This is a genomic window from Streptomyces aurantiaciflavus (genome assembly GCF_049808595.1).
Classification (GTDB): domain Bacteria; phylum Actinomycetota; class Actinomycetes; order Streptomycetales; family Streptomycetaceae; genus Streptomyces.
The window spans coordinates 1-19371 of record NZ_JBNCAQ010000050.1; the positions used below are offsets into that span (position 1 = coordinate 1).

13 protein-coding genes are annotated in these 19371 nt (G+C 71.1%); 10 read left to right on the forward strand and 3 right to left on the reverse strand.

The window, feature by feature from the left end; all coding sequences use genetic code 11:
• The 6 genes from ACPT94_RS38460 to ACPT94_RS38485 form a co-directional block, all read left to right on the forward strand.
• On the forward strand, positions 1-672 hold a 672-nt coding region (locus ACPT94_RS38460), incomplete at its 5' end, for an ABC transporter permease (protein ID WP_425247773.1).
• An 8-nt stretch (positions 673-680) separates the two neighbouring features.
• Positions 681-1598 carry an ATP-binding cassette domain-containing protein gene (locus tag ACPT94_RS38465; RefSeq protein ID WP_425247926.1) on the forward strand — a complete coding sequence of 306 codons (918 nt, stop codon included), beginning with the start codon at positions 681-683 and terminating at the stop codon, positions 1596-1598.
• Positions 1599-1774: 176 nt separating this feature from the next.
• Positions 1775-2623 carry an alpha/beta fold hydrolase gene (locus ACPT94_RS38470; protein WP_425247927.1) on the forward strand — a complete coding sequence of 283 codons (849 nt, stop codon included), beginning with the start codon at positions 1775-1777 and terminating at the stop codon, positions 2621-2623.
• A 143-nt stretch (positions 2624-2766) separates the two neighbouring features.
• Entirely contained in the window at positions 2767-3651 is an 885-nt protein-coding gene (locus ACPT94_RS38475) for an FAD binding domain-containing protein (RefSeq protein WP_425247928.1), read from the forward strand.
• Positions 3648-4169 (forward strand): (2Fe-2S)-binding protein, encoded by a 522-nt coding sequence (locus ACPT94_RS38480; protein WP_425247929.1) that lies wholly within the window; start codon positions 3648-3650, stop codon positions 4167-4169. Before ACPT94_RS38475 ends, ACPT94_RS38480 begins: the two co-directional genes overlap by 4 nt.
• On the forward strand, positions 4166-6571 hold the full coding sequence (locus tag ACPT94_RS38485; RefSeq protein WP_425247930.1) for a xanthine dehydrogenase family protein molybdopterin-binding subunit: 2406 nt from the start codon (positions 4166-4168) through the stop codon (positions 6569-6571). Before ACPT94_RS38480 ends, ACPT94_RS38485 begins: the two co-directional genes overlap by 4 nt.
• Positions 6572-6575: 4 nt before the next feature.
• Here ACPT94_RS38485 and ACPT94_RS38490 read toward each other — a convergent pair whose 3' ends face one another.
• Both ACPT94_RS38490 and ACPT94_RS38495 read right to left on the reverse strand, forming a co-directional pair.
• Positions 6576-9440 (reverse strand): SpoIIE family protein phosphatase, encoded by a 2865-nt coding sequence (locus ACPT94_RS38490; RefSeq protein ID WP_425247931.1) that lies wholly within the window; start codon positions 9438-9440, stop codon positions 6576-6578.
• A 148-nt stretch (positions 9441-9588) separates the two neighbouring features.
• Positions 9589-13254: a family 78 glycoside hydrolase catalytic domain gene (locus ACPT94_RS38495; protein WP_425247932.1), complete on the reverse strand. Its 3666-nt coding sequence runs from the start codon at positions 13252-13254 to the stop codon at positions 9589-9591.
• A 242-nt stretch (positions 13255-13496) separates the two neighbouring features.
• Here ACPT94_RS38495 and ACPT94_RS38500 point away from each other — a divergent pair, with 242 nt between their 5' ends.
• Positions 13497-14099 (forward strand): TetR/AcrR family transcriptional regulator, encoded by a 603-nt coding sequence (locus ACPT94_RS38500; RefSeq protein WP_360345140.1) that lies wholly within the window; start codon positions 13497-13499, stop codon positions 14097-14099.
• Positions 14100-14364: 265 nt separating this feature from the next.
• Here the strand turns inward: ACPT94_RS38500 and ACPT94_RS38505 are convergent, their stop codons facing one another.
• Complete coding sequence (locus tag ACPT94_RS38505; RefSeq protein ID WP_360345142.1) at positions 14365-15753, reverse strand: glycoside hydrolase family 43 protein; 1389 nt, start codon at positions 15751-15753, stop codon at positions 14365-14367.
• A 229-nt stretch (positions 15754-15982) separates the two neighbouring features.
• Between ACPT94_RS38505 and ACPT94_RS38510 the strand changes: the two genes are divergently transcribed.
• The 3 genes from ACPT94_RS38510 (at position 15983) to ACPT94_RS38520 (ending at position 19278) form a co-directional block, all read left to right on the forward strand.
• Positions 15983-17404, forward strand: coding sequence for an amidase (locus ACPT94_RS38510; protein ID WP_425247933.1), 1422 nt, complete (start codon positions 15983-15985; stop codon positions 17402-17404).
• Positions 17405-17431: 27 nt separating this feature from the next.
• Positions 17432-17650: a hypothetical protein gene (locus tag ACPT94_RS38515; RefSeq protein ID WP_360345146.1), complete on the forward strand. Its 219-nt coding sequence runs from the start codon at positions 17432-17434 to the stop codon at positions 17648-17650.
• A gap of 143 nt (positions 17651-17793) precedes the next feature.
• On the forward strand, positions 17794-19278 hold the full coding sequence (locus tag ACPT94_RS38520; RefSeq protein ID WP_360345148.1) for an SPFH domain-containing protein: 1485 nt from the start codon (positions 17794-17796) through the stop codon (positions 19276-19278).
• Positions 19279-19371: the final 93 nt, after the last annotated feature.

Sequence of the window (19371 nt, forward strand, 5' to 3'; positions counted from 1 at the left end):
TTCAACGGCTGGATGCTGGTCAGGACCGGCCTGCCCAGCTTCCTCGTCACCCTCGGCACGTTCCTGATCCTGCAGGGTGTGAACCTGGCGGTGACCAAGCTGGTCACCGGCAACGTCGCCACCGACGACATCAGCGACATGGACGGCTTCGACCAGGCCAAGGCCGTCTTCGCCTCGACGTTCGAGATCGGCGGCGTCAACGTGAAGATCACCGTCGTGTGGTGGCTGGTCTTCGCGGCGCTGGCCACCTGGGTGCTGCTGCGCACCAAGTACGGCAACTGGATCTTCGCCGTCGGCGGCAACAAGGAGTCCGCGCGGGCCGTCGGCGTCCCGGTCACCTTCACCAAGATCTCCCTGTTCATGCTGGTCGGCTTCGGCGCCTGGTTCGTCGGCATGCACCAGCTGTTCTCCTTCAACACCGTGCAGTCCGGCGAGGGCGTCGGGCAGGAGCTGATCTACATCGCCGCGGCCGTCATCGGCGGCTGCCTGCTCACCGGCGGCTACGGCTCCGCCATCGGCCCGGTCTTCGGCGCCTTCATGTTCGGCATGGTCCAGCAGGGCATCGTCTACGCCGGCTGGAACCCCGACTGGTTCAAGGCCTTCCTCGGCGTGATGCTCCTCGGCGCCGTCCTCATCAATCTGTGGGTCCAGCGCACGGCGACCCGGAGGTGACCACCCCCATGACGACCGACAACACCGGCACCCACGGCGCCATCCTCGCGGACACGCCCCCCGCGGACGGCGACCGCCCGCTCGTCGAACTGCGCAACGCGGGCAAGTCCTACGGCAACATCCGCGCTCTGCACGGCGTGAGCCTCGAAGTCCACCCCGGCAAGGTCACCTGCGTCCTCGGCGACAACGGCGCCGGCAAGTCCACCCTCATCAAAATCATCTCGGGCCTGCACCAGCACACCGAGGGCGAGTTCCGCGTCGACGGCGAACCGGTGCGCTTCTCCACCCCGCGTGAAGCCCTGGACCGCGGTATCGCCACCGTCTACCAGGACCTGGCGACCGTCCCCCTGATGCCGGTGTGGCGCAACTTCTTCCTCGGCTCCGAGATCACCAAGGGACCCTGGCCCGTCCGCCGTCTCGACATCGACACGATGAAGAAGACCGCCGACGAGGAACTGCGCAACATGGGCATCGTCCTCGACGACCTCGAGCAGCCCATCGGCACCCTCTCCGGCGGCCAGCGCCAGTGCGTCGCCATCGCCCGCGCCGTCCACTTCGGCGCCCGCGTCCTCATCCTCGACGAGCCCACCGCCGCCCTCGGCGTCAAACAGTCCGGCGTGGTCCTGAAGTACATCGCCGCCGCCCGCGACCGCGGCCTCGGCGTCATCTTCATCACCCACAACCCCCACCACGCCTACATGGTCGGCGACCACTTCAGCGTCCTGCGCCTGGGCACCATGGAACTCTCCGCCGACCGCAGCCAGGTCAGCCTCGAAGAACTCACCAACCACATGGCCGGCGGCACCGAACTCGCAGCCCTCAAACACGAACTGGCCCAGGTACGCGGCGTCGACACCGAAGAGCTCCCCGAAGAGCGGGACCTCACCGCCCCCGTCGCGACCACCGCCCCGGAAGGCACCCCGTGAGAACCGCGAGGTGCCGCGCGCGGCGGCGGTGAAGCTCGGAGGTGGCGCGGTCGGAGCCCGTGGAAGGGCGTACGGAACGAGTTCTTCCGTCCGGCGGAATTCGTATGGAGCGCCCTTTTCCGATCCCGTCGAATTCTCCCCGGCCCACCTGAACCGGCCGTCACAAAGGAGTGATCATGTCCACTGGTTCGACACCGCTGATCTTCGTTCACGGCTACTGGCACGGGTCCTGGTGCTGGAGCGAGGTCATGGCCCACGTGGCGGCCGTGGGCCGTCCGGCCGTGGCGGTGGACATGGCGGGGCACGGCCTCCGGGCCGGCAGACCGCAGTGTCTCACCAGACGCCCGCTCACCCCTGAGGCCCTGGCCACCGAGGTGTCACCGGTGGCGGGGGTGGACCTCGACCAGGCGGGCGACCTGCTCGTCTCCCAGATCGAGCAGGTCGGCCAGGGCGGCCCGGTGACGGTGGTGGCCCACAGCATGGGCGGCACCGTCCTGACGCGTGCGGCCCAGCTGGTGCCCGAGCTGGTGGCGCACGCGGTGTATCTGACCGCGTTCATGCCGGCCTCGGACGTCCCGGCCATCGCGTGTGTGCAGATGCCGGAGAACGCGGGCGAACTCGTCGCGCCGTCCGTCCGGGCCGATCCCGCCGCCGTCGGCGCCCTGCGGCTCGACCTCGCCTCCGACGACCCCGAGTACCGCCGGCAACTGCGGGACGCGTTCTTCGGCGACGTCGATCCGGCCGTCGCCGACGCCGCCCTGGGACTGCTGACCCCCGACGCTCCGGCCGGCATCGCACTCGGCGCCACGACACTGACCCGCGACGGCTGGGGCTCGGTCCCCCGCACCTACGTCACCTGCGCCCGGGACATGGCGGTCCGCCCGGCCCTCCAGCAGAAGTTCATCCGCGACGCGGACGCCGCCTTCCCGGACAACCCGACCTCCGTGGTGGCGCTCGACTCCTCGCATTCGCCGTTCCTGTCGATGCCCGGGCAGGTGGCGGACATCGTCGCGAAACTGGGCTGACCGAGCACGGCCCAGGGCTCCATCGCCGTCATCGCCCGGGTGTGGTGCACTGGGAGGAGAACGCCAACGGCACCGAGCCGGTGCGGAGGTTCGCGTGAGGCGACCTCGGGGTGACCGTTCCCAGCCGCACCATAGGAGAGGCGATGAAACCGCCTCCATTCACGTACTGCGATCCCGGATCCGTCGACGAGGCCGTCGGGCTCAAGAGCGAGTACGGCGCCGGCTCCCGCGTCCTCGCGGGAGGACAGAGCCTTCTCCCCCTGCTCAACATGCGGCTCGTCAGGCCGGAGGCACTGATCGACATCAACGGGATCGGTGAGCTGCAGAGGATCGAGCGCCGGGCCGGCGTCCTGGAGGTCGGCGCCGGGGCTCGCCAGTACGAGCTGGAGGACCAGCCGCTGGTCCGCGAACTCGTCCCGCTGCTGCCGGACGCCGCCGGCCACATCGGCCATGTCGAGACCCGCCACCGCGGCACGGTCGGCGGCAGCCTGGCGTACGCCGATCCCGCCGCCGAGCTGCCGTGCACGGCGGTGACGCTCGACGCGACGGTGGTGGTGCGAGGGCCGTCGGGCACCCGCGCCATCGACGCCCGGGACTTCTTCCGGGGCCGGCTGACCACGGCTCTGCAGCCCGACGAGGTCCTCGTCGCCGTCCGCTACCCGGTGACGCCGTGGACCGCCGGGCACGGCTTCGTGGAGGTGGCCCGGCGCGTGGGCGACCTCGCGCTCGCGGGCGCCGCCGCGGTGGTGGACCTCGACGGGGAGGGCCGCTTCACCTCCGTCTCCGTCGGCGTCCTGGGCGTCTCCGACACGCCGGTGCGCGCCCTGGCGGTGGAGAGCGCGCTGATCGGTGAGGCCGCGACCCCGGAGAACGTCGCCGGGGCCGCCGAGGCGATCGTGCCCTCGGTGACCTCGGGGGACGACCCGCACACCCCACGCGACTACCGGCGGCACCTCGCCCGCGTCGTGGTGCGGCGCGCGGTCACCGCGGCCGTGGCACGCGCCCACGAGAGGAGCGACGGGACGTGACGACCCTCAGCGCCGCCCAGCACGACACCACACGCCGGACCGTGACCGTGCGGGTCAACGGGCGGGAGGTGACCCGCGAGGTGTCGACGCGCATCACGCTCGCCGACTTCCTGCGTGACGAACTCGACCTGGTCAGCGTGCATCTCGGCTGCGAGCACGGCGAGTGCGGATGCTGCACGGTCCTCTTCGACGGCCGCTCGGTGCGCTCCTGTCTGATGCTGGCCGTGCAGGCCGACGGGCACGCGGTCGAAACCGTCGAGAGCCTGTCGGCCGACCCGGCGGAGCTGCACCCCGTCCAGGAGGCCTTCGCCGAGGAGCAGGGGCTGCAGTGCGGTTTCTGCACGCCCGCGATGGTGCTGCGCGCCAAGGAGATCATCGAAACCGGTCGTGAGCTGACCGATGCCGAGGTGCGTCATGAGATCTCGGGGATCCTGTGCCGCTGCACCGGCTACCAGAACATCGTCCGCGCGGTGCAGTCCGCCGGCGCCAAGGTGCGGGGAGGAGGTCGTGACCGATGACCTACACGTACATCGGCAAGGACCGCCGGCGCGTCGAGGATCCCCGGCTGCTGGTCGGCCGCGGCGGGTACATCGCCGACCTCCGGCTGCCGGGCATGCTGCACGCCGCGATCCTGCGCAGCCCCCTGCCGCACGCGTGGATCAGGTCGATCGACGCCGGTGAGGCGCTGAGGCTGCCGGGAGTCGTCGCCGTGCTCACCGGTGAGGACTGCAAGGCGACGATGAACCCCTGTATGAGCTTCGGCCCGGCCACCATCACGCAGTACCCGCTGGCCGTGGACAAGGTCCGCCACGTCGGCGAGGCCGTGGCGGCCGTCGTCGCGGAGAGCAGATACGTCGCCGAGGACGGCGTGGACCTGCTGAGGGTCGACTACGAGGAGCTTCCGCCGGTCACCGATCCCCTGGCGGCCATGGAGCCCGGGTCCGCGCTGCTGCACGAGGAGCACGGCAGCAACATCGGCTACGAGCGGACCTTCGAGTTCGGCGACGTGAACGCCGCGTTCGCCGCGGCCGACCTGGTCGTCGAGGACACGCTGTACTGGGGCCGCTCCGCGGGCATGCCGATGGAGACCACGGGCGCGGTGGCCCAGCCCGGCTTCAACGGCGTGCTGGAGATCTACTGCAACTCGCTCAACTTCAGCTACTTCGTCTTCCTGATCGCGGCCACACTGCGCATTCCGTCGAACAAGCTGACGATGAGGCCGGTCCCGGCGGGCGGCAGCTTCGGCAGCAAGCTCGCCGCGCACAAGGTGCCCACCCTCGCCGGCTTCCTGGCCCTGCGGGTGGGGCGCCCGGTGTCGTACATCGAGGACCGTCTCGACCACCTGACCAACTCGGACCACCACGGATGCGACCGCGTCTACGAGGCCCGCATGGGCTTTCGCGCCGACGGCACGATCGTCGGTCTCGACATCGACGTCGTCGACGACTACGGCGCCTACATGCAGTTCGGCGTCGGCCACCACGGCAACGCCTTCTCCCAGGTCGTCGGCCCGTACCGGTTCCGGGACGTGCGGTACCGGCTGCGGGCCGTGGTCACCGACAAGTGCCAGCAGGGCGCCTACCGGGGCTTCGGCTCGGAGGTGCACAACTGGGTGCTGGAGCGGCTGGTCGACCAGGGCGCGGTCCGGCTCGGGCTCGCCCCGGAGGAGATCCGCCGCCGCAACTTCATCCAGCCCGGCCAGTTCCCGTACAAGATCCCCGGCGGCAACCTGTACGACAGCGGTGACTACCCCGCCGTGCTGGACAAGGCACTGTCGATGATCGACCTGGACAGGTGGCGCGCCGAACAGAGACGGCTGCGGGAGGAGGAGGGCCGTCACATCGGCATCGGCCTGGCCACGACCCAGGAGCGCAGCGTCTTCAGCGCCACCGAGTTCTGGTTCCTGCTGGAGAAGCCCACCTTCCCTCTCACCTCCAGCCCCGAGAGCGCGACGGTGACGATCGACCCCACCGGGCAGTTCCAGCTCCTGCTGCACTGCCAGTCGATGTGGGGCAACAGCCCCGAGACGGTGGGCGCGACCGTGCTCGCCGAGGAGTTCGGGATCCCGCCGGAGAGCGTCAACGTCCGGTACGCCGACTCCGCCCACGCGCTTCCCGGGACCGGTCCGGGCGGCAGCCGCTACACCGCGATGGTGGCCGGCGCGATCCGGGGCGCGTCGCGCAAACTGCGGGAGAAACTCGTCCGCATCGCCGCGCACACCCTGGAAGTGGCCGCGGAGGACCTCGAACTGGTCGACGCGCGCGTACAGGTCCGGGGAGCTCCGGAAACGGGTCTGACCATCGCCGAGCTGGCGGGCACCGCCTACTTCTTCGCGCTCGGCCTGCCCGAGGGCATGACCAGCGGACTGGAGGAGTCCTACACCTACGACCACCCGTACACGACGCTTCCGGCCCCCGACGGCTCGGACCTCGGCGTCTTCTACCCGATCATGGGGCACGCCTGTCACATCGCGGTCGTGGAAGTCGACCCCGAGACCGGGCTCGTCTCCTTCCTCGACTACGTGGCCGTGCACGACGCCGGGACGATCGTGAACCCGAGGAGCCTGGGCGGCCATGTCACCGGCGGCGCCACACAGGGCATCGGGACCACGCTCTACGAGGAGCTGGCCTACGACGAGGACGGGCGGTTCAGGTCCTCGACGTTCCGGGACTATCTGATCCCCACCGCGGGCGAGGCACCGGCGTTCCGCATCGGGCACGTCCAGACGCCGTCGCCGTTCACCGAGTACGGCATCAAGGGCGGTGGCGAGGGCGGCCGCATGGTGGCTCCGGCGGCCGTGTCGGCGGCCGTCGACGACGCTCTGCGGGAGTACGGGATGCGGGTTCGCCGGCTCCCGGTCAAGCCCTGGACGATCGTGGCGACGGTGCGGGCGGGGCGCGCCGCGCAGGGGCCGGGCTGATGGATCAGTGGGCCGGCGGCAGGTCCTGCTCGGTCCAGATGCATTTGCCCTCGTCGAGATGGCGGGTGCCCCAGCGCTGGGAGAGCGCCGCCACGAGGTGCAGGCCCCGGCCGCCCTCGTCGGTGTACCCGGCGCGCCGGATACGCGGGCTGGTGAGGCTGCCGTCGTAGACCTCGCAGATCAGCGACCGGCTGCGCAGCAGGCGCAGACGTATCGGGCCGCTGGCGTGCCGGATCACGTTGCCGACCAGCTCGCTCACCAGGAGCTCGGTGGTCATGGCGAGATCGTCCAGGCCCCAGACGTCCAGCTGGCTGCGCACGTACTCCCTGGCCTGGCCCGCTGCCCGCGGATCGTCCGGGAGGCTGCACGAGGCGACGTCGTCCGCGGGTGTGCCCCAGGTGTGGGCCACGAGCAGGACCGCGTCGTCGTTGGTCTGCCCACGGTCGGGCAGCAGAGCCGAGACGATGACGTCGCACAGGTCGTCGAGGCGCCTGGTGTCACCGTGCCGGGTGTCGCTCGCGAAGTACGAGGTCTGCGCCACGGCCCGGCCCAGCGTCTGCCTGAGCTGAGCCAGTCCCTGATCGATGTCCCGGGTGGCGGACTCCACGAGGCCGTCCGTGCAGAACACGAGCAGGCTCTCCTCCGGCAGGTGCAGCTCGTGCCTCTCGAAGGGAGGTCCGGCGGCGCCCAGCGGCGGGTCGCCGGTCAGGTCGGGGCAGTGGACCGTCCCGTCGGGATGGACGATGGCGGGCGGGAGATGACCGGCCAGGGAGAGCGAGCAGGTACGGGTGACGGGGTCGAACACGGCGTACGCGCAGGTGGCGAACTGATCGTCGCCGAGGGCGGAGACGAGTTCGCTGAGGTGGCTGAGGAGTTCGTCGGGACCGAGTTCGAGGTCGGTGAGGGCGCGGACCGCCGTGCGCAGCTGCCCCATGATGGCGGCTTCGGCGATGCCGTGCCCCATGACGTCACCGATCACGATGGCGACCCGGTCGCCGGAGAGCGGGATCAGGTCGTACCAGTCGCCGCCCACCTCCTCGCCCCTGCCCGCGGGCATGTAGCGAGCGGCGGCGCGGGCGGCCGGCAGGGAGGGCAGTGTCCTGGGCAGCAGGCCGCGCTGGAGTTCCTGGGCGCGGGTGTGCTCCACGTCGTACAGCCGGGCCCGCTCCAGTGCCTGTGCGATCAGGCCGCTCAGGGCGATCAGCAGGGTGCGTTCCTCCTCGCTGAAGGAGCGCTGCTGGGAGAAGGAGACGACACAGCAGCCGATCGTGTACCCGGAGGCGATGAGAGGGAGGAAGACCCATGCCTTCTTGGCCGACGCGGCCACGAAGTTCCCGAACTTCGGGAAGCGCCGGACGTATTCGGCGGGCGACTCGATGAATCCGGGAGTGCGGGTGCGGAACGTCTCGGCGATCGCCATGTGGGAGGTGACCGAGATCCCGTCGATCTGGCGCAGGAACTCCTCCGTGTATCCGACCGCGCCGACCACGTGCAGCCAGCCGCCCTCGAGCGCGTTGACCACCAGCCCGTCGGCGCCGAACGGCGGCAGGACGTGCGCCGCGACGGCCTTGACCACGTCGCTCGACGTGACGGCTTCGGACAGCGCCGCGGTCAGCTCGCTCATCCGGGCGGTCCGCTCGGGTCCCCCTGGCTGCTCCTCGGTGACGTCGGCGAAGTAGATCGTCAGTCCGCCGCCCGGCAGGGGGACCAGCCGGACATGGTGGACGCGCCGATCGCCGGGCCGGCGGAGAACGAAACCGATCGGCTTGCGCTCGGCGGACGCGCGTCGGCACTGGGCTTCGAGTCCGGGGGCGCGTCCCGCGGGAATGTCCCAGAGCCTGCTGCCCAGCAGCGTCCGGCCGGGGCCCAGGAGACGCTCGGCCTCCTTGTTGACGAAGGTGATCCGCCAGTCGTCGGAGACCGCCAGGAATCCGTCGCCCATGTCGCGCAGGGCGGCGACGAGCGGATCGTACGCGGCCTGGGGGTGAGCCGGGCTCCACAGGGTGCCGACCATACGGGCGGGGGTGCCGTTCTCACCCGGCACGATGTGGCCGCGCGCCCGCACCCACTCCGATGTGCCGTCGCTGTGGCGCACGCGGTACTCGGCGTCGTACGCCCTCCCGTTGTCCAACGCCGTACGGACGTCGGCCGTGAAGGCCGGCAGATCCACGATGCCCGAGAGGTACCAGCCGAGGTCCGCGTTCTCGCCGGACGCCCGAGGCGACTCACCGGACATGTCGACGACCGGTTGGGTGAGCGTCAGGGAACCGGTCACGGCGTCGTATTCCCAGTGCCTGATCTCCACCACGCAGGGCACCTCCTCACCGGGCAGGTCGAGCCTGGGTGACCCGTCGGGCGCCGAGACGGGGCCCGACGGCGTGTGGGGACGTTGTTCCAGGTGTCCGGCCGTCCACGCGGCCACCGCGCCCAGAAGGGAGCGCTGGGCGGGATCCGGCGCGCCGGGCCCCGCCGTGAGCACGGACAGCGCTCCGACGCGCCCGCCGGTACCGGGCAGCGGCACCGCCGCGGTGCCGGAGGCCCCGATCCCCATGCTGTCCCCGGCCACCCAGACGAAGGCGGCGCTGCGCAGGGCGCGTGCCGGGGCCACGTCCGCGTCCTGGTGGAGATCCGCCCAGGCGTCGGCGATCTGCGGCGCGAGCCCGCTCGCCGCCACCAGACGCAACCGACCGGAACCAGGGTCGCGCCAGTGGACGAAGCCGCCGAGGCCCCGCAGGTCGGCGATCGCCTGCCGAAGGGCGGTGGTCAGGGTCTCGGCGACCGTCAGCCCGGGGCCGGCCGCAGGAAGGCCTCGCCGCATCGCCTCCACCTGCTCGATGCGGCGCCTGGACCTCGTGTTCCCGGCCGCCACCTCATCTCCTCGAAGGTCGCGCGTCACGCCCCGGTCGTGCGATGACCCGTCATCGGACATCCGCGCGGCGCTGCCGTCGTACGCATGGGAGATTCTGTTGTAGGCAGTACTGACACTGTATCCCTGACGTGCCCGGAGACGACGGTCGTCAGGCGTTGAAGCGGTACGACCCCGCCCGTGCCCGGTAGACCTCGTAGGCGGCGCCGCCGGAGGTGTCGTCGCGGAGGAAGGCGGCACCCGGGGGTGCGGTGACGGGCTTGTTCCGGGTGGGGACCCAGATCTCCGCCTCCGTGTTGCAGGGGACGGTGACCGTGAGGTCGATCCCGCCGTCGGGGCGGCGTCGCCATTCCGAGGCGACCGTGCCGCGCACGGTGTCGATCGAGGCGCTGACGTGGTCGAGGGTCGTGGGCGCCAGATCGAGGTCCTGGGTGTCCTTCGGGACGCGGCTGTTGACCGCGGCCGCCGGGATGTACGGGCGGACGCGCAGCGTCTCGTAGGCGGCGGAGGTCGGCTTGATCCCGGCCAGGCTCTGGTAGAACCAGGTGGCCACGTTGGAGCGGTAGTGGTGGTTGACCGATAGCCGGTCGGTCCACTGTTCCCACAGCGAGGTGGCGCCCTTGGCGATCTGGTGGACGTAGCCGGGCAGGCCGGTCCGGGTGACGGCCTCGAGGGCGATGTCCGTGTAGCCGTACTCGCTGAGGATGTTGAACTCGTAGCGGGAGCCGTACATGTCGTTCTGGATGTGCTGGTCCGCGGCCACGATGCGATCGGCGAGCAGCTTCGCGAGGGCCTTCTTGTTCTCGGCGAGCGGCTTCGTGCCGGCCAGGTGGCGCGGGTCGTCGGGGTCCAGGTCGGAGCCGGGCACCAGGTCGAAGGCGATGGCCAGGGCGTTCTCGCTGGAGATGCTGCCCTGGGTGAAGTACCCCAGGGAGGCGTCCCAGTAGTTGGCGATGAACGCCTTGCGCAGGGTGCGCGCCAGTCTCGCGTAGTGGGCGGCGCGTCCGGTGCGGCCGAGCCGGCGTCCCACCTCGTCCATGTAGTCGCAGAAGTGGATGTAGAAGGCGAGGCTGATGACGGCGTTGCTGCCGGGGCTCTCGGCGCCGGAGTAGGCGCCGAGGGAGGCTTCGAACCTGTAGTCGTTCTCGGCGGTGAACAGCGTCCCGTAGTACTTCAGGAGCGTGTCCTGGTGGTCGTACAGCTCGGCGAACAGGCTGCTGTTGCCGTAGTACGTGTACAGCTCCCTCGGCATCACGAAGTACGCCGAGTCCCAGGCCGGTACCGCCTTCCACGCGGCGTTCCAGCCGGGGGTGTGGTCGTAGCCGTATCCGCCCTTGGCGACGGGCACGAACATGGGCAGCTGGCCGGTGGAGATCTGGGCGTCGGGGAAGTGGCGCAGGTAGTTGGTGAAGACGGCGTTGACGTCCCAGGTGAGGGACTGGGACTCGGAGCTGGCCATGGCGTCGCCGGTCCAGCCGTTCTTCTCCCGGGACGGGGTGTCGGTGGGCTTCTGGACGAGGTTGTTCTGCTCGGCCCACTCCAGGTTGCGCTGGAGGCGGTTGAGCAGGGCGTTGTCCGTGGTGAAGGTGCCGGTGCGGGCGAAGCCGGTGCGGGCGACGCCGACCGTCAGCAGGTCCGTGTCCCGCTCGAGGTCGGGGGCACGCCCGAGGACGGCTTCGAGGTTCATGACTTCCAGGTAGCGGAAGCCGAAGTGGCTGAACTGCTGCTCCCAGGTCTGCGTCGATCGTCTGCCGACGGTGTAGTAGTGCGTCTGCAGGTTGGCGTCGTGCTGGAAGTTCTCCTCCTCGACGGAGAGCGGGGAGGCGGCCGTGCCGTCGCCGGCGGTGATCCGGTTGCCGCCGCGGATCCGCAGGGTGAGGCCTTCCTTGTCGGGTCGTACGCCGGTGAGCCGGAGGCGGACGAGGCCTGTGAGGATCTGGCCGTAGTCCAGGACCCAGACGCCCGAGCCGGGGGCGGTCTCGGTGAGTGAGAGCGGGCGCAGCGTCCGGTTGACCAGCACCGGTTCCGCCTCGTGGGCCCGCACGACGGCCGGCTCGAAGCCTTCGGGGATCGTCGTGGCGGGCAGCGCGCCGTGGTGCTTCGGTGCGGGGCCGGCGCAGCTGCCCGGTGGGATCAGCACGGTCGCCGGACGCCAGTCGCGGCCGGTGCGGTAGCCGGGCGAGCGCCACTCCCCCAGCTCGTCGGCGCGCCGGGCGTCGTACTTCTCGCCCGAGTAGACGGAGTCGAAGGTCGTGGGTCCGTCCGTGGCGAGCCAGTCCCCGTCGGTGACCAGGGTGGTGGCCGATCCGTCGGTGTGGGTCACGACGAGCTTGGCGCGCAGGCGGGGCTGGCCGGCGTAGGGCGCGAGCTGCCAGTACCACTCCTGCGGCGTGGTCACGCCGTACCAGCCGCGGCCGAGTTCGGCGGCCACGACGTTCTCCCGGCCGGCCCGCAGCAGCGCGGTGACGTCGAAGGTGTCGTAGAGGACCGTACGGTCGTAGGTGCTCTGGTCGGTGAGCAGGCGGGGCACGTTGGTGCGGTCCCCGGTGGCCCGCTTGCCGTCGACGGTGATCGGGTCGCCGTTGACGGTGAAGGTGACGTTGCCGGCGGCGCTCAGGTGCAGACGTGCCTGGGCGATACGGCGACCGCGCGGCAGCGTGAACGCGCGGCGCAGCACCGGTGCCGGGTTGGCGATGGGCAGCACGCTGTTCTTGGACGGGATGAAGGGGTTCTTCGGCGGGAAGGTCAGGCCGGCGAGGGTTCCGATGCCGTTCTCGAACGGGTTGGCACCGGTGGTGAGGTCGGCGGAGAAGTCGCGGGCGCCGGTGCCGGTCACCTTGACGCTGCGGACGGTGGCCGAGGTGCCGCCGGCGAAGCCGAAGCTTCCGTGGCGGCGGATCTGGTCGCCGGTGAGCGTGCGGCTGTCGACCTCGACGCCGTTGACGGTGGTGGTCACGGTGAGCCCTCGGGCCGTGACCTGCACGGTGTGGTCGCGGGTGCCCCAGGTGTCCTTGGTCAGGCCGGTCGAGGCGGGGAGGGTGACCGTGCCGACGGGGACGCCGCGGGTGCCGGCGGTGGTGGGGTTGGTCTCGCTCTGCGGGTCGTAGTGGTCGACGCCCCAGTCGGGTTCGGAGGTGCCGTCGTCCACCCAGGTGTTCCCGGCGTAGTGGCTGGTCCTCATGACCAGCTGCATGTCGTCGCCGTTCTGCCGGACGGTCCAGTTGAGGCCCTCGCCCCAGGTCTTGCCGACGGGTTCGGCGCGCAGCAGCAGGGACAGGCCGCTCGCGGGGTCGGCGCCGCCGCGGAAGACGACCGTTGCGGACAGGTCCTTCCAGTCGTGGTCCTGCGCGTCCCGGCCGCCGATCCACCGGGCGTCCGACCAGTCCTTCTCGCCCTTCAGCAGGCCGGTCTCCCACCTGGCGGGCTCGCTCCAGGGACCGGGCTTCCCGTGCTCGTCCCAGGTGCGCACCCGCCAGTGGTAGGCCCGCTCGGAGCGCAGCGCGCCGCCCTCGTAGGCCACCTCGGTGCTGTGGGAACCCGCGGGGCCCGCCACCTTGCCGCTGTGCCAGACGTCCGCCTTGCCGGGTCCGGTGCCGACCTGGATCTCGTACGCCGTCTGCCGGGCCACCGGGGGCACCCAGCTGAACGTCGGCGCGGTCTGCGTGCCCAGGGGCTCGAACCGGGAGTTGACCTGGAGGTCCGCGGGTGCGGAGCCATGTCCGCGGGAGGCCGCCACGGCGTTCGGTGCGGCGGCGAGTGGGAGGGAGGCGCCCGCTGCCGCCGCCGTCATGATGCCGAGCACGTCTCGGCGGCTCAACGCACTTCTGGGACTTCTGGGTTCCTCGGCCACGGCTCACATCCCTTGAAACGTTTCAATACCTTACAAGCGGTAAGCTTATGAACAACGCCGGCCGGAACACAATGCTCTTGCGCTCTTTCAGGCGGCCGCTGCCGCAGCGGGCATCGGAGTGCCACGAATACCGACCACTGGTAAGTTTTGCGTCCAGATGCTGTGCGGAGACCGTCCGGACCGGTTTCGCCGGGGAGAGTGAGCACACCGTGGGTCAGGCAGGAGCGCGCGGGCCGTACGCCAGGACACCGGCCCGCAGAGCGGAGATCGTGCGGGCGGCACGCGACAGTTTCGCCGAGAACGGCTACGCCAAGGCCTCCCTGCGCGACATCGCGGAGCGGGCCGGCATCACCCACGCCGGGCTCCTCCACCACTTCCGCAACAAGGACGAACTCCTCTCCGAGGTGCTCGCCCAGCGGGACGCCGAGGAGTGGCGGCAGGGTCTGGCGCAGGTCGAGAGCCTGGAGCAGCTCGCGCCCTACCTGGGCGAGCTGATCCGCCACCACCAGAAGGCCCCCGAGCTGATGCGCCTGTGGATCGAGCTCGCCGCCGCGGCCTCACGCGCGGACCACCCCGCCCACACCTACTTCGTCGAGCGTTACGAACGCGGACGGGCCCTGTTCGCCGACGGACTCCGGGAGGAGACGGCGCGCGGCAAGCTGCGCGAGGACGTCAGCCCCGAGAGCGCCGCGCTCCTCTTCCATGCCGTGCTCAACGGGCTCCAGTTGCAGTGGGTGCTCGACCAGGACCTCGACATCGTCGGACCGGTCAACGATTTCGTGCGCATGCTCCTCGACCGCGACGACCGCTGAGCCACTCGATCCGGACCAGCTCCAGGCCGGCCGCGGCTCCCCGGCGATCCTGCCGCTCGACGACTGGACGTCCGTCCGGCGCCGGCCCGGAAACCCGGAGCGGCACCTTCCGGCGTGACGGCCTCGAAGACCGCTGGGCACCACTGCCGCAGCCTCGCTCGATCGCCTCACCGGCGACACCGGTGCCCGCCGCGGCCGCGGAACACCGCGGCCCCTGGCACCACCGGGGTGCAGGGGCGGCGGCCACACGTCCGGGTCGGCCGGCTCAGGCCCAGGCGGTCACCGGCACGAACGAGCTGTCCTGCCGGAACAGGTCGCTGCCGTCCGTCTGTTCCACCCGCAACTGGTAGTTGTAGTGGCGCAGGTAGTAGCCGGGGTAGTTGTACGACTCGAAGCGGACCGAGCCGCTCGCGGTGCCCGTGCGGGCGATGAACGTGGCGTCCTTGGCGAAGGTCGGCGTGCCGTCGTTCGGGTCGAAGCGGCCGCGGAAGGAGTAGTGGCGCAGGTAGTTGCCGGCCGCGTCGCGGAAGGAGTAGCCGTTCGCGTCGGCGAGGCCCGGTACGACGGTGAAGGTGGAGGCCTGCTTCTCGGCGGTGGTGCTGGAGCCGGTCACCACGGGGAGGTTGAGCAGCGAGGACTGCTCCTGCCAGTAGCGGGTGGTGTAGTTGGCCGACCGGAAGGAGCGGGTGACGTTCTTCGCGAGGCCGACCCCGCCGGACACCGTCTCCTTGATGACGGTGAAGTGGCGTGCCGTGCCGGAGACGGCCGGGAGGGCCTTGGGCGTGCTCCAGGTGACGAAGGTGTCGTAGCTGTCGCTGTAGTAGTAGTTGCCGTCGCCGTAGCCGTCGAAGAAGATCCGCCAGGCGCCGTTGTCGAGCTGCACGAGGGCGGGGCCCTCGCGGTAGCTGCCCCAGCCGGCCCAGTTGCCGGTGCGGGAGATCGTGTACGGGCCGTTGAGGTTCGAGGCGGTGGCGTACTCGATGTACTTGGTCGTCTCGTTCTTGGTGAAGGCGTGGTAGGTCGAGCCGAGCTTCACGATGAAGGTGTCGATGTGGTTCGCGCCGATGCCGGACAGGGCGACCGGTGAACTCCAGGCGGTGAGCGCGGAGTTGGTGGCCCTCAGCCGGTACGGGGTGAAGATCCACTCGTCGTCGGTGGTGGAGCAGGACACGATGACGTTGACGCTGCCGTCGCTGTCGACGAACCACTCCGGCGCCCAGGCGCGCGAGAGGTTCGCGATCGGGACCGTGTAGTCGTACAGGAACGTCCAGTTGAGCCGGTCGGCGCTGCGGGCGAAGCCGATGGTGGTGCTGACGTCCTGCCAGGTGTGCGTGGTGTAGGTGATGTAGTAGTAGCCGTCGGTGTGCTTGAAGATGCTCGCGTCGCGGATGCGGTTGCTCGGCGGGGTGTAGGCCGAGGACTTCGCGAGCCGGAAGTCGGTGGCGTCGTCCGACTGGTAGACGTTGACGGTGCCGTCGTTGCTGTTGAGGAACGGCACGATGGTGTAGCGGGTGGCCGAGCCGCTGGGCGGGGCGGCGGCGAGCGCCGTGCCGAGCAGGCCGGGCACCTCACCGAGCACGAGCGCCGAGGCGGGCAGGGCGGCCATCGCGCGCAGCAGGGTGCGGCGGGACGGGGTGCGGGGACGGGTGGTCATGGGCGGCTCTCCCTACGGCTCAGGGTTCGAAATTCCGAACACGGTTCGGAAAGTCGATCAGAAGGTAGGGGTGAGGTCCCGGACCGTCAATGCTTTACGCAGAAACCGAAGTGCCTCGTGGGAAAGCTGTGGTGACCATGAGGGCCCGCCACGGGCCGGGGAACGTTCCGCCGACCGCCCGCCAGACGTTACCGTTCGGTAGACAACGTGCTCCCGGAGGTGTCCCGCAATGACGCTCGACCGTTCCGCAGGCCTGACGGACACCGCCCGTGCGCTGGCCGACGGGGAGGTGTCGTCCCGCACGCTGGTCGAGCAGGCCCTGGCCCGGATCGAGGCGACCCAGGGCACCCTCAACGCCTTCCGGATCGTCCGCACCGAGGCGGCGCTCGCCGAAGCCGAGGCGGCGGACCGGGAGTTGGCCACCGGGGTCCGCAGACCCCTGCTCGGCGTCCCGGTCGCCGTCAAGGACGACATGGACGTGGCGGGCGAACCGACCGCCTTCGGCTGCCAGGGCGCCCACCCGCCGGTCGCCGAGGACGGAGAGGCGGTACGGCGGCTGCGCGCGGCCGGCGCCGTGATCGTCGGCAAGACCAACACCTGCGAACTGGGGCAGTGGCCGTTCACCGAGGGCCCCGCCTTCGGCGCGACCCGCAATCCATGGAGCACCGAGCACACCCCGGGCGGCTCCTCCGGCGGCTCGGCGGCCGCGGTCGCGGCGGGTCTGGTGCCGGCCGCACTGGGCTCCGACGGGGCCGGTTCGGTCCGTATCCCCGCCTCCTGGACCCACCTCGTGGGCGTCAAGCCGCAGCGCGGCCGCATCTCGACCTGGCCGCGCGGCGAGTCCTTCCAGGGCATCACGGTCAACGGCACGCTGGCCCGGACCGTCGCCGACGCGGCCCTCCTGCTCGACGCGGCGAGCGGCAACCACGAGCACGACCCGCACCGGCCGCCCGCCGTCGACGCCTCGGCCGCCGTCGGCCGCGACCCGGGCCGGCTGCGCATCGCGCTCGCGCTGAAGCCGCCGTTCACCGCCGTGCCCGCCCGGCTGCACCCCGAGGTGCGGGCCCGGGTCGTCGAACTCGCCGAGGAACTCGCCCGGTTGGGGCACACCGTCGAGGAGGCCGACCCGCCGTACGGGCAGATCGGGCTCACCTTCGTGCCCCGGGCGACCGCGGGCATCGCCGAGTGGGTCGCCGAGGCCCCCTTCCCCGCGCTCCTCGACCGGCGCACCCACGGCGCCGCCCGGCTGGGCCGCCTCCTCGGCGGCGCCCCGCTGCGGGCGGCCCGGCGCGCGGAGGCGGTCCTGCACCGCCGTATCGGCCGGTTCTTCGCGTCGTACGACGTGGTCCTGGCGCCGACGACGGCCGCGCCCCCGCCCCGGATCGGGGCCATGCTGCACCTGAAGGGGTTCGCCACCGACCGCGCCATCATCGCCGCGTGTCCGTACGCCTGGCCCTGGAACGTCCTCGGGTGGCCCGGCGTCAACGTGCCGGCGGGCTTCACCGCGGACGGACTGCCGGTCGGGGCCCAGCTCCTCGGCCCCGCGCACAGCGAGCCGCTGCTGCTGTCGCTCGCCGCGCAGGTGGAGGCGGAGCGGCGCTGGCACGAGGTGTGGCCGCGGGAGGCGGTCACGGATTCACCGGCTCTGTAGCGGCCGTTCCGCCCGTACCCTGAGCCCATGGACGATGCGTCGATGGTCGGGCTGATGGGGCGGGTCACCGGCACGGTCGGGCCGGGGCTGGTCGGCGAGGTGATCGTCCGGGTGCGCGGCGGCGCCGAGCACTTCCTGGCGCATCCGGCGAACGGCACGGGCCGGATCGCCCCCGGGACGGTGGTGATGATCGTGGAGTACCTGCCGCCGAGAACCGTCTACGTCAGTGAGGCGTACGACAGTTGAGCCGGTCGCGGCCCAGGTGAGAGCAGTTCGGCAAGGCAGTCGTCAAAGTTGCGACAAGGATCCGCCAGCGACTTCACCCGCGGCTCGCACAGGCGCACACTCCCTTCGTTCGGTGCCGAAAGGGCACCATCCAAAGGGGGCGTATGCCGATGGTTGTCGGCGTCGTTGCGGGGGCGGCGGTTGTCGCCGTTCTCGTTCTGATCGGTCTGTTCAAGATGATGTGGCGGGTCGCGGAACCCAACGAGGCACTCGTCATCTCCGGCTCCACCCACCGTACGGAGGGGCTGGAGGAGGGCATGGGATTCCGCATCGTCACGGGGCGCGGCACGCTGGTGCTGCCCGGTGTGCAGGTGGTCCGCAAGCTCTCGCTCGACCTGAACGAGACGGAACTGCACGTGGACTGCGTGACCCACCAGGGCATTCCGCTCAAGGTGCGGGGCGTGGTCATCTTCAAGGTGGGCGACGACTTCGTGTCGATCGCCAACGCGGCACGGCGTTTCCTGGACCAGCAGAAGCTGATGTCGGAGCGGGTGCACAACGTCTTCGCCGGTCATCTGCGCTCCATCGTGGGCGGGTTGACGGTCGAGGACATGATCCGCGACCGGGAGAAGCTCACCGGGCAGACCCGGGCCGCGTGCGGTACGGAGATGGAGAAGCTGGGGCTGATCGTGGACTCGCTGCAGATCCACGAGATCGAGGACCCGACCGGGTACATCCAGAACCTGGCGATGCCGCACGCGGCGGCCGTGCAGCGGGACGCGCGCATCGCGCAGGCGGAGTCGAACCGGCTCGCCACGGAGGCGGAGCAGCAGTCGTTCGCCCGGATGGCGGAGGCCACCCGGGACAGCGAGATCCTCCAGGCCGGCTACCAGGCTGAGCGGGACAAGGCGGCCGCCAAGGCGCGCCAGGCCGGCCCGCTGGCCGAAGCGGGTGCCCGGCAGGAGGTCGTCGTCCAGGAGACGCGGGTCGCCGAGCTGGAGGCGCACCGGCGTGAGCAGCAGCTCCAGGCGGACGTCCGCAAGCCGGCGGACGCCCGGGCGTACGAGACGCGCACGCTGGCCGAGGCCGAGCGGGACGCGCGGATCTCGGCGGCCGAGGCCAGGGCGAAGGAGACGGAGCTGGCGGCCGCGGCCGAGGCGACCCGGGTCAAGACGGCCGCGGGCGCGGAGGCGGAGGCGACGAAGACCCGGGGTGCGGCCACGGCCGCGGCGACCCGGGCCACCGGTGAGGCCGAGGCGGCCGCCGCCCAGGCCAGGGGTCTCGCGGAGGCCGAGGCGACCAAGGCACAGGGCCTCGCGGAGGCGGAGGCCATCAAGGCCCGCGCCGCCGCCCTCGCCGAGAACCAGGAGGCCGTCGTCGCCCAGCAGCTCGCCGAGAACTGGCCGGAGATCGTCCGGGCCGGCGCGTCCGCCTTCGGCAACGTCGACAACATGGTGCTGCTCAACGGGGCGGACGGCATGGCCGAGTTGTTCGCGAAGGCGCTCACCATGGGCGGGACCGGACTGGGACTGGCCCGGCAGCTGCTGGCGTCCATGAACCAGAACGGCCAGAGCCCGCAGGGCCCGTCCCTCAACGGACTCGTGACGCCCCCGCCGACGGCGCAGAAGGTACCCGTCGAGGAGAAGTGAGGCTCCGCGGTCACGGGGACGGGCCTGTCGCTCGCGGCAGGCCCGTCCGCGCGCGACGGCGGGCCCCGGTCCCGGGGCGTCCGGTGCGTGTTC

Coding starts and splice junctions, on each gene's coding strand:
- ACPT94_RS38465 (WP_425247926.1), top strand. CDS start 681: ATGACGACCGACAACACCGGCACCCACGGCGCCATCCTCGCGGACACG.
- ACPT94_RS38470 (WP_425247927.1), top strand. CDS start 1,775: ATGTCCACTGGTTCGACACCGCTGATCTTCGTTCACGGCTACTGGCAC.
- ACPT94_RS38475 (WP_425247928.1), top strand. CDS start 2,767: ATGAAACCGCCTCCATTCACGTACTGCGATCCCGGATCCGTCGACGAG.
- ACPT94_RS38485 (WP_425247930.1), top strand. CDS start 4,166: ATGACCTACACGTACATCGGCAAGGACCGCCGGCGCGTCGAGGATCCC.
- ACPT94_RS38505 (WP_360345142.1), bottom strand. CDS start 15,753: ATGACCACCCGTCCCCGCACCCCGTCCCGCCGCACCCTGCTGCGCGCG.
- ACPT94_RS38510 (WP_425247933.1), top strand. CDS start 15,983: ATGACGCTCGACCGTTCCGCAGGCCTGACGGACACCGCCCGTGCGCTG.
- ACPT94_RS38515 (WP_360345146.1), top strand. CDS start 17,432: ATGGACGATGCGTCGATGGTCGGGCTGATGGGGCGGGTCACCGGCACG.
- ACPT94_RS38520 (WP_360345148.1), top strand. CDS start 17,794: ATGCCGATGGTTGTCGGCGTCGTTGCGGGGGCGGCGGTTGTCGCCGTT.